This is a genomic window from Tersicoccus phoenicis, assembly GCF_001968835.1.
In the GTDB taxonomy this organism is placed as follows: domain Bacteria; phylum Actinomycetota; class Actinomycetes; order Actinomycetales; family Micrococcaceae; genus Tersicoccus; species Tersicoccus phoenicis.
The window spans coordinates 1-14,224 of sequence record NZ_MRDE01000002.1 but is presented as its reverse complement, the minus strand read 5'-3'; the positions used below and the strand labels follow the sequence as shown (position 1 = coordinate 14,224).

General features: G+C 72.7%; 12 protein-coding genes. 3 read left to right on the top strand and 9 right to left on the bottom strand.

The features are described from left to right. Window positions 1-232: 232 nt before the first annotated feature. Entirely contained in the window at window positions 233-1,360 is a 1,128-nt protein-coding gene (locus BKD30_RS00070; protein ID WP_076700265.1) for a carboxylate-amine ligase, read from the bottom strand. A gap of 147 nt (window positions 1,361-1,507) precedes the next feature. On the opposite strand from BKD30_RS00070, the gene dxs reads away from it, so the two are divergent. Then, the gene (gene dxs / locus BKD30_RS00065) at window positions 1,508-3,556 is read left to right on the top strand and encodes a 1-deoxy-D-xylulose-5-phosphate synthase (RefSeq protein ID WP_076700261.1); all 2,049 of its coding nucleotides are present in this window, start codon (window positions 1,508-1,510) and stop codon (window positions 3,554-3,556) included. Between the two features lie 44 nt (window positions 3,557-3,600). After that, the gene (locus tag BKD30_RS00060) at window positions 3,601-4,575 is read left to right on the top strand and encodes an aldo/keto reductase (RefSeq protein WP_076700257.1); all 975 of its coding nucleotides are present in this window, start codon (window positions 3,601-3,603) and stop codon (window positions 4,573-4,575) included. Between the two features lie 131 nt (window positions 4,576-4,706). Here BKD30_RS00060 and BKD30_RS00055 read toward each other — a convergent pair whose 3' ends face one another. The 7 genes from BKD30_RS00055 to BKD30_RS00025 all read right to left on the bottom strand — a co-directional run bounded on the left by BKD30_RS00055 (window position 4,707) and on the right by BKD30_RS00025 (window position 12,005). Continuing rightward, the gene (locus BKD30_RS00055; protein WP_076700326.1) at window positions 4,707-5,183 is read right to left on the bottom strand and encodes a Rieske (2Fe-2S) protein; all 477 of its coding nucleotides are present in this window, start codon (window positions 5,181-5,183) and stop codon (window positions 4,707-4,709) included. Between the two features lie 133 nt (window positions 5,184-5,316). Beyond that, window positions 5,317-7,461 (bottom strand): 3-hydroxyacyl-CoA dehydrogenase NAD-binding domain-containing protein, encoded by a 2,145-nt coding sequence (locus tag BKD30_RS00050; protein WP_076700253.1) that lies wholly within the window; start codon window positions 7,459-7,461, stop codon window positions 5,317-5,319. After that, window positions 7,458-8,732 (bottom strand): thiolase family protein, encoded by a 1,275-nt coding sequence (locus BKD30_RS00045; RefSeq protein WP_076700249.1) that lies wholly within the window; start codon window positions 8,730-8,732, stop codon window positions 7,458-7,460. The genes BKD30_RS00050 and BKD30_RS00045 overlap by 4 nt, the downstream gene beginning before the upstream one ends. 126 nt (window positions 8,733-8,858) lie before the next feature. Beyond that, window positions 8,859-10,211: an HRDC domain-containing protein gene (locus BKD30_RS00040; protein ID WP_076700246.1), complete on the bottom strand. Its 1,353-nt coding sequence runs from the start codon at window positions 10,209-10,211 to the stop codon at window positions 8,859-8,861. A gap of 24 nt (window positions 10,212-10,235) precedes the next feature. Further along, window positions 10,236-10,871, bottom strand: a complete 636-nt coding sequence (locus tag BKD30_RS00035; protein ID WP_076700242.1) for a DUF3000 domain-containing protein — start codon at window positions 10,869-10,871, stop codon at window positions 10,236-10,238. A gap of 54 nt (window positions 10,872-10,925) precedes the next feature. Next, complete coding sequence (gene msrB, locus BKD30_RS00030; RefSeq protein WP_235861206.1) at window positions 10,926-11,372, bottom strand: peptide-methionine (R)-S-oxide reductase MsrB; 447 nt, start codon at window positions 11,370-11,372, stop codon at window positions 10,926-10,928. A 159-nt stretch (window positions 11,373-11,531) separates the two neighbouring features. Beyond that, complete coding sequence (locus tag BKD30_RS00025) at window positions 11,532-12,005, bottom strand: hypothetical protein (RefSeq protein WP_076700238.1); 474 nt, start codon at window positions 12,003-12,005, stop codon at window positions 11,532-11,534. Between the two features lie 127 nt (window positions 12,006-12,132). Here BKD30_RS00025 and BKD30_RS00020 point away from each other — a divergent pair, with 127 nt between their 5' ends. Further along, the gene (locus tag BKD30_RS00020) at window positions 12,133-13,359 is read left to right on the top strand and encodes an alpha/beta hydrolase family protein (RefSeq protein WP_076700235.1); all 1,227 of its coding nucleotides are present in this window, start codon (window positions 12,133-12,135) and stop codon (window positions 13,357-13,359) included. Between the two features lie 235 nt (window positions 13,360-13,594). Here the strand turns inward: BKD30_RS00020 and BKD30_RS00015 are convergent, their stop codons facing one another. Next, on the bottom strand, window positions 13,595-14,062 hold the full coding sequence (locus BKD30_RS00015) for a SufE family protein (RefSeq protein WP_076700318.1): 468 nt from the start codon (window positions 14,060-14,062) through the stop codon (window positions 13,595-13,597). Window positions 14,063-14,224 lie beyond the last annotated feature (162 nt).

The window sequence follows — 14,224 nt, the reverse complement described above, 5'->3', positions numbered from 1 at the left end:
TGGGAAGCTCGCACTCCAGCCCGGACAACGGCCCTCGTGTTCGGGCTGGGGCATCCCGGCCCAGATGGTGGCCTCGCTATTCGGGCCAGGATGCGAGGCGGAGGGCTACCGCCGTGCCGCTCGCATTCTGGCCCGAACAGTGGCCTCGTTGCCCGGGCCAGTGTGCGAGCGGAGGCCAACGCGCCGGGCTCGGCGGGAGGCGCAGCGCCGATGCCGGGTGGCCACCGTCAAGTCAATGCCGTTCGGTCCGTCCGCCGGTCTGTTCCACGAGCAGGTCGACGACGTCGGTCAGCGGGCCGCGGTGGCGCCGGGCCCGGCGCTGCTGGGCGGCCGACGACCCGGCGGCGAGCACCCGCTCCTGGAGGTCGCGCACCTGTGCCAGGTCCCCGGTCGCGTCCAGCCACGGGGAGAGCGCCTCGGTGAGCCCGCGCACGACGTCCGCGGCCGGCCGCGCGACGGCCGCGGGCACGTCGATCAGCTCGCCCTCCAGGCCTGACCGGGCGGCACGCCACCGGGCCGCCCGCGCGAAGGTTTCCGGCACCGGAGCACGGCCCGGGTCCGTCTCCAGCCCCTCGAGTTCCCGGTCGACCAGCGCCCGGTAGAGCCCGGCGACGAGGACGAGGGTGTCCAGATCGGGGCAGCTGTCGCAGATCCGCAGCTCGAGGGTGGGCGCGACGGTCGCCGGCCTGACGTCCGTGTAGATCATGCCCGGATCGGTGATCACGCCGATGCCGACCAGCGCGGCCACCTGCGCGTCGTAGTCGGCGGCGTCCCACGCAGCGATGCCGGTACCGGTGGTGGGCCACCGCTGCCACAGCAGCGTGCGCGCGCTGGCGTATCCCGTGTCCGCGCCGTCGGCGGCGTACGGGCTCGAGGCGCTCAGGGCGAGCAGCGTCGGCAGCCAGGCCGCGAGCCGCGGCGCGACGCGCACGGCGTCGTCCCGGTCGGGGATGCCGACGTGCACCTGGGATCCGCACACCACCTGCTCCCGCGCGAGCACCGCGTAATCCGTGAACATTCGCTGGTACCGCGGCCCGGCACTGGGCTCGAGGGGGTGGTCCGCGGCGAGCGGCATCGTGCCGTCGGCGGCGATGCCCAGGCCGAGGCCGGCCGCGACCCGGCCCACTACGGTGCGCCGCCGGGTCAGGTCGGCCCGGAGCTCGTCCAGGCCGGTGACGACCGAGCTGTTCGTCTCCACGCAGCAACGCTGCAGTTCGGCGACATACCCGTCGTCGGGCAGGCGGGCGAGCAGCTCGGGTGCCCGGGGCGTGAGCCTGCGGGTGGTCAGGTCCACGAGGTGGAACTCCTCCTCGACCCCGAGGGTGCGCGGCGTGACGGTGGCGGCGGCAGCGTCGGCCATGCTCCGAGGCTATCGAACGGGCGCGAGGTGCCGCACGTGGTCGCGGGAACCTCACGGGACACCCGGGCGGCTGCAGCGGGCGCCCGGCCCTGCGGCGTACAGTGGAGAGTTCGCACGGTGTCGCCACCGGGCGGGAAGGAGTCATCGATGGGCCTGTTGGAGACCATCGCCCACCCCCGGGACCTCAGCCGCCTCACCGCGGCGCAGCTGAACCGGCTCGCCGCCGAGATCCGTGAGTTCCTCGTCGTCAACGTCTCCCGCACCGGCGGGCACCTGGGCCCCAACCTCGGGGTCGTCGAGTTGACCCTGGGCCTGCACCGGGTGTTCGACTCCCCGCGGGACAGCATCGTCTTCGACACCGGCCACCAGGCGTACGTGCACAAGCTCGTCACCGGGCGGCAGGACTTCAGCAACCTGCGCCAGCAGGGTGGACTGTCCGGCTACCCCGACCGGGCCGAGTCGGTGCACGACATCGTCGAGAGTTCCCACGCCTCGAGCTCGCTGTCCTGGGCCGACGGCATCTCGAAGGCCCGCCGGCTGCGTGGTGAGGACGACCGGTGGGTGGTCGTCATGGTCGGCGACGGGGCCCTGACCGGCGGCATGGCCTGGGAGGCCATCAACAACATCGCCGCGGACCGGGACCGGCGCGTCGTCATCGTCGTCAACGACAACGGCCGCTCCTATGCGCCGACCATCGGCGGCCTGGCGGACCAGCTGGCCGCGCTGCGTTCGGGCATCGACCGGGTCCGCACCGCCCCCGCCTACGAGGGCACCCTCGCCTTCTGGAAGGAACGGTTGCAGAGCGCCGGCGTCGTCGGGCAGTTCGCCTACAAGAGCCTGCACGCCACCAAGAAGGGCATCAAGGACTGGTGGGCGCCGCAGGGCCTCTTCGAGGACCTGGGGATGAAGTACATCGGGCCGATCGACGGGCACGACCTCGCCGCCGTCGAGGACGCCCTGGGCCAGGCGAAGCGCTACCGTGGCCCCGTCATCGTGCACGCCCTGACGGAGAAGGGCCGCGGTTACGCGCCGGCGCGTGCGGACGAGGCGGACCAGTTCCACGCCGTGGGCGTGATCAACCCCGAGACGGGCATGCCGCTGGAGAAGCCCGGCGCCCGGTCCTGGACCTCGGTGTTCAGCGCGGAGATCGCCGCGATCGCCGACGAGCGGGACGACATCGTCGGCATCACCGGCGCGATGACCATCCCGGTCGGCCTGAACGAGATGGCGCGACGGCACCCGGATCGGGTCTTCGATGTCGGCATCGCCGAGCAGCACGCCGTGGCGTCCGCCGCGGGCATGGCGTTCGGGGGTCTGCACCCGGTGGTGTGCCTGTACGCCACGTTCCTCAACCGGGCGTTCGACCAGTTGCTGATGGACGTCGCACTGCACCGGGCCGGCGTCACCCTGGTGCTGGACCGGGCCGGTGTGACCGGGCCCGACGGCGCGTCCCACCACGGCATGTGGGATCTGTCGTTGCTGCAGATCGTCCCCGGCCTGCACCTGGCCGCCCCGCGTGACGCCGAGACCCTGCGGGAGGAGCTGCGGGAGGCGGTCACCATCGGCGACGCTCCCTCGGTGGTCCGGTTCTCCAAGGGGTCGGTCGGGCCCCCGGTCGCGGCGATCGAACGGACCGGCGACGGAGTCGACGTCCTCGCCCGCACCGCCCCGGACGGGGCCGGGCCCGACGGCGGTCCGGTGACCGATACCGGTGCCGACGTGCTGCTCGTCAGCGTCGGCGCGATGGGCGAGTTGTCGCTGGACGTCAGCCGTCGGCTGGCCGACCAGGGCATCTCCTCGACCGTCATCGATCCCCGGTGGGTACTTCCGGTGGCCGGATCCGTGGTCGAGATGGCCGCGCGGCACCGGATCGTCGTGGTGATCGAGGACGGCGTCAAGGTCGGTGGTGTGGGGTCCCGGCTGCGCCAGCAGATGCGGGCCGCCGGGGTGGACACCGCCCTGAACGAGGTCGGCCTGCCGGTCGAGTTCCTCGACCACGGGTCGCGCTCCGAGGTGCTGGCCCGGGTCGGACTGACCGGCCAGCAGATCGCCCAGGACACGGTCGCCCAGGTGCTCGGGGCCAAGGTGCCCTACGCCCGGCCGCTGCCCGGCCAAGACGATGCCGACGATCCGACCGCCGATGATCCGGCCGCCGACGGCAGCAGAGCCACCGGTGAACGCCGCCCGCAGCGGTGACCCGGTGACGGGGGCGGGCCGCTGCCGGCCCCTAGACTGAACCGATGGATTCTCGTCAACTGGGCGCCTCCGGCCTCACCGTCTCCGTCGTCGGCCTGGGCTGCAACAACCTCGGCCGGGCCGACACCGCCACCGAGACCCTCAAGGGCAGCCAGGCGGTGATCGGTGCCGCTCTCGACGCCGGCATCACGCTGTTCGACGTCGCCGACAGCTACGGGAAGACCCCCGGGACGAGCGAGGAACTGCTCGGCAGGAGCCTCGGCTGGCGCCGTGACGGCGTGGTCGTGGCCACCAAGTTCGGGATGGACACGCGTGGCGCCAACGGGCCCTGGACCGGCGCCCGTGGCTCCCGCCGGTACATCACGACGGCGGTGGAGGCGTCCCTGCGGCGGCTCGGCACCGACTGGATCGACCTGTACCAGTACCACACGCCCGACGGGCGCACCCCACTGGAGGAGACCCTGGCCGCCCTGGACGACCTGGTCCGGGCCGGCAAGGTCCGCTACATCGGGCACTCGAACCTGGCCGGCTGGCAGGTCGCGGAGGCCGAGTTCACGGCGCGGATGCGGCACACCACCCGGTTCGTCAGCGCCCAGAACCACTACAACCTGCTGGACCGCCGGGCCGAGGCGGAGGTGATCCCGGCGGCCGCGGCGTACGGGCTGGGCCTGCTGCCGTACTTCCCGCTGGCCAACGGGCTGCTCACCGGCAAGTACTCCGGCGGCACCGCCCCGGCCGGGTCCCGGCTGTCCCACTCCCGCAGCGAACTTCTCGATCGCACCGACTGGCGGCAGCTGGCGCGGTTCTCCGAGTTCGCCGCCGCCCGGGAGCTGTCCGAGGTCGACGTCGCCTTCTCCTGGCTGGCGTCCCGGCCCACGGTCGCCAGCGTCATCGCCGGTGCCACCAGCCCCGAGCAGGTCGCCGCCAACGCGGCCGCGGTGCGCTGGACCCCCAGCCCGGCGGACCTGGCCGAGCTGGACGAGATCTTCCCGCTGGCTCCGAAGGTCGCGCTGTTCTGAGGGTGGTGGCCCGGCCGGTGTCGGGCGAGGCCGCTCCGGCGTCAGCGAAAGGGACCGTTACTACCGTTGGGGCGGGCGTCATCCGGCCCATTTCGGTAGGAACGGTCCCATCGGGCGAGGCCGCTCCGGCGTCAGGCGAGGTAGACCGTGCCGCCCGCCACGGTGACCTTCCGCTCGATCAGGGGGCGGGTGGCCGGGCCCTGCAGCACGGCGCCGTCGGCGAGCGCGAACTCCGACCCGTGGCACGGGCAGACGAACATGTCCGACCGGACCTCCACGGTGCAGCCCTGATGGGTGCATGAAGGACTGAACGCCCGGAACGTCGCCTCGGCTGGATGCGAGAGCAGCACCTGCGCGTTGCCGGTGCCCACCAGCTTGCTGCTGCCGACGGGCACGTCGGCGGTCTTCGCGAGGCTGGGTCCGCGGGCCGACCCGGCGGACGAACCGGTGCCGGCCGCCGGATCGGATCCGCCGGCGCCCGGTGTGCCGGCCGCCGATGACTCTCCGGAGCCCGTGGGCGTGCACGCGGCGAGGGCGGCGACCGCCGCTGCCGAGGAGGAGAGCGCGATGACCACGCGGCGGGACGGAGAGGACGACGGCTGATCCATGCCGGTCACTCTAGATCCGGTCCCCGGTTGCGCCCGGCATCATCGCCGGCCTCCGGGACATTCTGGGCGAACACCCAGCGACGTCGGAGGCGGGGGTGACGAGCCGATGCCTGCGATCGGTACTGACGAACCCTCATACCTCGTGGAACCGCCGGCCCGTGACCCGCTCGGAGGCGCCCACGCGGTCCAGGTACGGGGTGATCCCGCCCAGGTGCAGGGGCCAGCCGGCGCCGAGGATCAGGCACAGGTCGACGTCCTCGGGGCCGGCGACGACGCCCTCGTCGAGCATCCGTCGGATCTCGTCCGCCAGCGCGTCCTGCGTCCGGGTGAGCACCTGCTCCGCCGTCGACGGGTTGTCCCCGCGCTCGAGCAGCGCGAGCGTCTCGTCGGTGACGACGTCGTTCCCGTCGGCGTCCTTCTCGAACAGGCTGGTGCGGCCGGCGTCGATCAGGCGCTGCTGGTTCGCCGAGACGTGGAACCGGTCGCCGAACGCGGCGTGCAGCGACTCCTGTACGTGGGCACCGACCGGCAGCCCCACCAGGGCGAGCAGGGCGAAGGGGGTCATCGGCAGCCCCATCGGGGCGAGCGCGGTGTCCGCGGTCACCGCGTCGGTGCCCTCGTCGAACACCGCGGTGATCTCACCGAACATGCGGCCGAGCACCCGGTTGACGACGAACGCCGCCGAGTCCTTGACCAGCACGGCGTTCTTCTTCAGTCCCTTCGCCACGGCGAACGCGGTGGCGAGCGCGGCGTCGTCCGTCCTCGGGGCCCGGGCGATCTCCAGCAGCGGCAGCACGGCCACCGGGTTGAAGAAGTGGAAGCCGACCACGCGCTCGGGTTGCGCGAGGTCCTCGGCCATCGCCGTGACCGAGAGCGACGAGGTGTTGGTGGCGAGGATGCAGTCCTCGCGCACCACGGCCTCGACCTCGGCGAACACCTGCTTCTTGACCGACAGTTCCTCGAACACGGCCTCGATGACGAAGTCGGCGTCCGCGAACTGGCCCTTGTCCACCGTGCCGGTGACCAGGGCGGTGATCCGGTTCGCCGCGTCGGCGGTGATCCGGCCCTTGTCCCGCAGCTTCGCGACCTCGGCGTGCACCCGGGCCACACCCGCCTCCACGCGGGCCCGGTCCACATCGGTCATCACCACGGGCACGGTCAGCCGGCGCGCGAACAGCAGGGCGAGCTGGCTGGCCATCAGCCCGGCGCCGACGACGCCGACCTTGGTGACCGGACGGGCGAGCGTGACGTCCGGGGCGCCCGCCGGCCGCTTCGCCCGCTTCTGCACCAGCTCGAGGAAGCCGTACACCGTGGTCTGGAACTCCGGCGTGGTGATCAGCTCGGCCAGGGCCTCGTCCTCCGCGGCGAACGCCTCCGCCCGGCTCCGGTGCCGGCCGGCGTCGAACAACTCCAGGGCGCGTTGCGGGCCGGGCGTCGCGTTCGAGGTGCGTGCGGCGACCACGGCGCGGGCCCTGGCGGTCGCGGCGTCCCATGCGGCGTGGTCGACGGTTCCGTCGTCGACGGCGTTCTCCCGGGTGACCGTGACGGTACCGGTGAGCACGTCGGCGGCCCAGGCCAGGGACCGCTCGAGGAAGTCGGCGCCGTCGAACAGGGCGTCGGCGATGCCGAGGTCGAACGCCTGGGGTCCGGTCAGGGTCCGGTTGTTGGCCAGGGCGTTCTCGAAGATGACCTGCTCCGCGTTCGCGGGACCGATCAGCCGGGGGAGCAGGTAGATCCCGCCCCAGCCGGGCACCAGCCCGAGGTAGACCTCGGGCAGGGCGAGCGCGCCGGCGGCGGAGGAGACCGTCCGGTAGTCCGCGTTCAGGGCGATCTCGAGGCCACCGCCGAGAGCGACCCCGTTGATGAAGACGAAGCTCGGCACCCCGAGCTCGGTGAGCAGCCCGTACACGTGGTGGCCGAGCCGGGCCATCTGCCGACCCTGCTCGGGGTCGCTGAGGCGCTTCGTGGCGGACAGGTCCGCGCCCGCGACCAGGTAGTGCGGCTTGCCGGTGACGCCGACGGCGACGATCTCGCCGGCGGCGGCCCGGTCGGCCAGGCCTTCGAGGGTGCGGCCGAGTTCGACCAGGGTGTTCGGGCCGAGGGTGGTCGGACGCCGGTGGTCCTGCCCGTTGTCCAGGGTGATCAGGGCCAGGGTGCCGGCACCGCCGGGAAGGGTGATGTCCGTGACCAGGGAGTGGGTGACGACCTCGTCGGGGAAGGCGTCGGCGAGGGGCTGGAACTGCGCGGTGCTCGTCGCAGGCGTGTTGGCGGCGTTCATGCCGGGTTTCCTTCCGTGCGGGTGGCCGTGGCGGTGCTGTCGGTGCCGGCGCCGTACTCGGCGTGGTGTGGGTTCTCCCAGATCACGGTGGCGCCCATGCCCAGCCCGATGCACATCGTGGTGATGCCGTACCGGACGGAGGGGTCCTCCTCGAACTGGCGGGCCAGTTGGGTCATCAGCCGCACCCCGGAGGAGGCGAGCGGGTGCCCGACGGCGATCGCCCCGCCGTACCGGTTGACGCGGGGGTCGTCCTGGTCGATGCCGTAGTGGTCGAGGAAGGAGAGCACCTGGACCGCGAACGCCTCGTTGATCTCGAACAGGCCGATGTCGTCGATGCTCAGGCCCGCGTTGCGCAGGGCCTTCTCCGTGGCCGGCACCGGTCCGACGCCCATCACCTCGGGTTCGACCCCGGCGAAGGCGAAGGAGACCAGCCGCATCCGCACCGGCAGCCCGAGCTCGGCGGCGGTCTGTTCGGAGGCGAGCAGCGCCGTCGTCGCGCCGTCGTTCAGGCCCGCGGCGTTGCCCGCGGTGACCCGGCCGTGCGCCCGGAACGGCGTGCGGAGAGTCGCGAGGTCCTCGACGGTGGTGCCCGGGCGCGGCGGTTCGTCCACCGTGCGCAGCTCCCAGCCGGTGCCGGGCTGCCCCTCGGACGGAGTCCGGCGCGTCGCGATCGGCACGAGGTCGGGTTGGATCTGCTCCGCCGCGTACGCGGCGGCGAGCCTGCGCTGGCTGGCGGCCGCGTACCGGTCGGCGCGGTCCTTGGTGATGCCCGGGAAGCGGTCGTGGAGGTTCTCCGCGGTGTTGCCCATGTTCAGGGCGGCGGGGTCGACGATCCGCTCGCTGACGAAGCGCGGGTTGGGGTCCGCGCCGTCGCCCATCGGGTGGTGGCCCATGTGTTCGACGCCACCGGCGATGACGACGTCGTACGCCCCGAAGGCGATGCCGGACGCGGTGGTGGTCACCGCGGTCATCGCGCCCGCGCACATCCGGTCGATCGCGAAGCCGGGCACCGAGCGGGGCAGGCCGGCCAGCAGGGCGGCGGTCCGCCCGATGGTCAGGCCCTGATCACCGGTCTGGGTGGTGGCGGCGATGGCGACGTCGTCGATCCGCTCGGGCGGCAGCTCCGGGTGGCGCCGCAACAGTTCGCGGATGCAGTGCACCACGAGATCGTCGGCTCGGGTGTCGGCGTAGTAGCCCTTCTCGCCGGCTCTGCCGAACGGGGTGCGGACGCCGTCGACGAAGACGACCTCCCGCAGCTGCCTCTGATTCACGGATGACTCCTCGCACCGATCGGGTGTGCGTTGGTTCGCGCACCACCCCGACGTTACCCGCCGGTAACTTCCCGGCTCAACCCCTGGCCGACCCCTGACCCGCCCGGCCAGGTCAGCGCCGGGTCGTCACGGGGTCGTCGCCGGCGTCGTCGCGGTCGTCGCGGCAGTGGCCGCTGCGGCGGGGGCGGTCGCCGGGTTCGTGATGCGCAGGGCGTCGACGATGATCCCACGGACGTGCTCGCGTTGCCAGGGCCGGACGCCGGAAGCGACGAGCGCCGCCTCGATCGCGTCGGGGTCGACGTCGTCACCGGCGGTCGGTGGGCGCCAGATCAGCCGGCGCAACACCTCGGGGGTGAGCAGGTTCTCGACCGGGATGGTCCACCGTTCGGACAGTTCCGCGATCCCGGCCCGGGCGGCACTCAGTCGCGCGGCGGCCAGGGGGTCCTTGTCCGCCCACTGCCGCACGGGTGGCGGGGAGTCCCCGGGCACGTGGATCGGTGGCAGGTCCTCGGTGGCGGCGCCGGCGGCGATGGCACGCAGCCAGCGCGTCGCCTCGCGGCGGGCGGCACGACCGTGGAAGCCGCGGGTCTGCAACAGTTCCGGCACGGTCCGGGGCATCCCCTGGGCCGCGGCGATGATCGCCGAGTCGGGGATCAGCCGGCCGGGGGCGACGTCGCGGTGCCGGGCCAGGTGGTCGCGTTCGAGCCACAGTTCACGCACGGCCGCCAGCTGCCGTCGTTGCCGGACCTGGTGCAGACCGGACGTCCGGCGCCATGGATCGGTACGGACGGTCGGCGCCGTGGTCAGTCGGACGTGCTCGAACTCCTGCCGCGCGAACTCGTCCTTGCCGGTGTCGGCGAGGCGGCGGGCCAGCGCGTCGCGCACTGTGATCAGCACCTCGACGTCGAGCGCGGCGTACCGCAGCCACGGTTCGGGCAGCGGGCGGGTGGACCAGTCGACCGCCGAGTGCTCCTTGGCCAAGTGCAGACCGAGTTCGGCCTCGATCACGGCGCCGAGACCGACGCGGGGCATGCCCAGCAGCCGGGCGGCGAGCTCGGTGTCGAAGAGCCGGTCCGGGCGCATGCCCTGCTCGGCCAGGCACGGCAGGTCCTGGGACGCGGCGTGCAGGACCCACTCGACGTCGGCGAGCGCCTCCTGCAGCGGGTCCAGACCGTCGAGGGCCTCCGGGTCGACGAGCCAGGTACCGGCACCGTCACGGCGCAGTTGCACGAGGAAGGCGCGCTGCCCGTACCGGAACCCGGAGGCGCGTTCCGCGTCGACCGCCACCGGTCCGGTACCGGCCGCCAGGGCACGCGCGGCCCGGGCCAAGCCGTCCGCGGTGTCGATCACCGGGGGAATGCCCTCAGCCGGCTCGAGCAGGTCGACGCTCGACGTGGGGGAGTCGGAGGGGGAGGCCTCGGGCGCCGGCGACGGGGTGTCGGCGGGCTGAGGTCCCGGGAAGGAGGCGCCAGTTGTCATGTCCGGTCAAGGATATCTGAGTGCTCAGGTCAGACGGCGTCCGCGCAGCGACGCGACACCCTCCGGCAGGGGCGGCAACCCCGCGAACGTGCAGACCATGTCGCCCCAGGCCTCCAGGTGCTCCCCGACGTCGGCGTCAGCCGGGGTCCAGGAGGCCCGGAGTTCGATGTCCACGGCGTCCGGCCGGTCCGCCAGGGAACCGTAGCTCTCGGAGAGGATCCGGGTGGCCGTGCCGCCCGCCTGCCGGTAGGTGACGTGGTGCTCGGCGAGGGCTTCCTGCAGCCAGGTCCAGGCCACCGAGCCCAGCATCGCGTCATTGCCCATCTCGGGTTCCAGTTCGGCACGGATGTAGGTGACGATGCGGAACTGACCGTCCCAGACCGGCGAGCCGTCCGGATCGTGCAGCAGGATGAACCGGCCGTGGGCCAGTTCCGGGGTGTCCGCGTCGCCGAGGGCGAGCCGGGCGGGACCGTGCACCGGTGTCCGGGCCGGGGCGTCGGCCGCCACGTCCGCGCCCAGTGCCACTGCGTAGGGGGCGAGCCGGCTCGGTGCGGGGATCTCGTGCAGCGCGAGCTCGCCCCGCACCCGGGCACCGCGCAGGGCTCCGAGGGCCGCCAGGAAACCGGCCGGCGCGTGCTCGAGGCCGCCGAGGGTCGTCATCCTCGGAACACTAATGGGCCACTACCGGCCGGTGGCCGAGGCGCGCCGCACGCGTCACCCCCGCGCGGGCGCGGATCCGTCGTCGTCACCGTCGGGCACCAGTCGCATCGAGACGGAGTTCATGCAGTACCGCTGGTCCGTGGGGGTGTCGTAACCCTCGCCCTCGAACACGTGCCCGAGGTGGGAGTCACAGGTCGCGCAGCGGACCTCGATCCGCTCCATGCCGAGCGTCCGGTCGTGGATGTAGCGCACCCGGTCCTCGGCCAGCGGGGCGTAGAAGGAGGGCCAACCACAGTGCGAGTCGAACTTGGTGTCACTGCGGAACAATTCGGCGCCGCAGGCCCGGCACTGGTAGACACCGGTCGTGTGGGTGTCCCAGTACTCACCGGTGTAGGGCCGTTCCGTGCCGGCGCGGCGCAGGACGGCGAACTCCTCGGGCGTCAGCTCCTGACGCCACTCGTCCTCGGACTTGGTCACGGTGCGGGTGGGCTGATCGGTCACGGATGCTCCTCGGGTCGCGGTCCAGATCCGGGCCGCAGCACGGCCCACCGGTGTCAACACCTCGTGCCGGTGACCTGTTCCCGCGCTGGGCGGTGCCGCTGGCGGCTCCGTCGCAGGTGGGCCGCCTGCCCTCCTGGACCGCCGCCCCTGTCCCGCCGGTCAGGAGTCGCCGATGAAGCTGGAACCGGAATACAGGTGCAGGACGGGCAGGCCCAGCTTGTCCTGCGCGCGAGTGGCCCAGTCGGTGTGGAAGGTGTCCTCGACGGCGTGCGGGGCGGTGATCACCACGGCTTCGCGCGCGTCGTGGGCTTGGACCGCTGTCACCAGCGCGTCGACGGGCTTCTCGGCGGCCACCTCGCCGGTGGCCGCGACGCCGGCTCGCTGCAGGACGGCCAGCGAGCTCGCCAGCGCTTGTTCCGGACGCGGCCGGCGTGCACCCTGCTCCTGCCGGGCTCGCTCCGGCAACTCGAACAGGCTGAGTCGGTCGATCAGTTCCACCAGCAGGGACCGGCCGGTGCGGGTCGGCAGCACGACGTGGAAGTCGACGTCCCGGTCGGGGTGCAGGGCGGTGAGGTTGGCGGCATCCGCGTCCAGCAGCGGCTGCTCGGTCAGCACGACGATCGTCTCACTCATGCCGGAAGTCTAGTGGGGGACCTGTCCCCGTGCCGACCCGCCGGCCACCGCGCCGCGGCATCCCGTTCCGCGGCGCGGCGGAGACTCGTGGTTCGGCGTCGTTCCATACCCGTGGTACGAATGGCGCATGGTGAGGGACCGGAGCCGGCGCTGTGATGCGGTCCGCCCGCTGCTGCCCTGGCTGCGCTGGGGCGGCACCGGACTGGCGGCCGGGGCCGCCGTCGCCTCGGTGTTGGCCGCCACGTCGTCCGGCCTGGCCGCGTATTACGCGCGGATGATCGTCATCCCGAACCGTCGGCGAGAGGACCTGCCGATCCTGGCGGTCGCCGGAGCGGCGGGCGAACGGCGAGTGGTGCTGCCCGCCACCGCGGAGACGACCGTGCCCGGCCGGTATGCGCTGTACGTCGGCGGAGGTGCGAGCCGCGCGCTGATCGGCGAGATCCTCTCGCTCGACGGGTCCACCGTGACCCGCGCCGTGACGGGGGGCGACGAGGCCGCGCTCGCGGCCGCCACCCGCGGCTGGTGGTCCGGAGACATCATCGCCGACCCGGGCGAACTCGGACTGGCCCACACCGACGTGCAGATCGGCACCTCGGCGGGCCTCGCCCCGGCCTGGCGGATCGACCCGGACGACCCAGCGGGGTCCGCGGCGGCCACCTGGGTGATCGGCGTCCACGGGCGCGGCGCCCGGCGAAGCGAGACCCTGCGCGGTGCGGCCGTCATGCACCGGCTCGGGTACACCATGCTGGCCATCTCGTACCGCAACGACGGGGAGGCCCCCCGCGCGGACGGGGGACGGTACGGCCTGGGCGGCACCGAGTGGCGGGACGTCGACGCCGCCGTCGACTTCGCCCTCGACCACGGAGCCGACCGCGTCGTCCTGCTCGGCTACTCGATGGGCGGCGCGGTCGCGCTGCAGACGGTGGACCAGTCCAGCCGCGCGGACCGGATCGCCGCCCTGGTGCTGGACGCCCCCGTGGTCGACTGGACCGACGTGCTCGGCTACCAGGCGAGATTGAACCGGGTGCCGGATTCGATCGGCCGCTTCTCGCAACTGCTGATCTCGCACCCGGCCGGCCGCGCCGTGACCGGGCTCGCGGCACCGGTGGATCTGAAGAGCATGGACTGGGTCTCCCGCGCCGGTCAGTTGCACACCCCGACCCTGATCATCCACTCCGTCGACGACGACTTCGTGCCGGCCGGTCCGTCCGAAGAACTCGCCCGGCGGAACCCGGAGTTCGTCCGGTTCGTCCGCTTCGAGCGGGCCCGTCACACCAAGGAGTGGAACGTGGACCCGGTCCGCTGGGAGGAGACTGTCGCCGCCTGGCTCCCGAGCGCGCTGCGGGACTGGTGACCGGGCGCCGCGCTGACGGGTCCGTGACGACGCTCGCCCGGAGCCGTCGCCGCACTGACGCGACTCGGTGACGACGTCGCCTCTCGCCGAGTGTGCGGAAGCGGCAGTCATCCCGGCATCATGACGACGTCATCCGTACACTCGGCGTGGGTGTCTCGCCGAGTGTACGGAAGCGGCAGTCATCACGGCGGCATGAGGACGTCAGCCGTACACTCGGCGTGGACACTCGGCGTGGTCAGGAGGCGGTGCCGGGGCCCAGCTGCTCGGCGATCTGGCGTTTGATCCGCATCAGCATCGCACCCATGCCGCGCATCCGCAGCGGAGTGACGGCTCGGGTCAGCCCGAGCATGTCCGGCGTGTCATCGGGAACGGCGAGCACCTCGGCCGCGGTGGCGCCGGCCAGTCCCTGCTGCAGGACGCTGGCGAACCCACGGGTCGTCGGCGCCTCGGGGGGCGCGGAGAAGTGCAGGTCCACCCGGGCGCCGTCGTCGGCGACGTCGACCTTGAGGAACAGCGGCGTCTGGCATTCGACCACCTGCTCGAGCAGCTCCGGGTGCTTGCCGTAGGCCGGCGGCAGGTCGGCCAGCTCCCGGGAGAACTCGAGCAGCAGCAGGAGACGGTCGCGCTCCTCGACGGCCTGGAAGTCGTCGACGATCTCGGCCAGCTTCTCGGGCAGGGCGGGGGACGGGGCAGTACTGCTCACGGTCAACCAGTCTAGGGCGTGTCCCGCGAATGATTGGGGTCGGCACGCGGTAGACACGGTTTCATGCACGACCGACATGATCTGACTGATGACCAGTGGGCACTGCTTGAGCCGCACCTGCCGGGCGGCGAGCCGGCGCGGGGTGGACAGTGGGCGGATCAT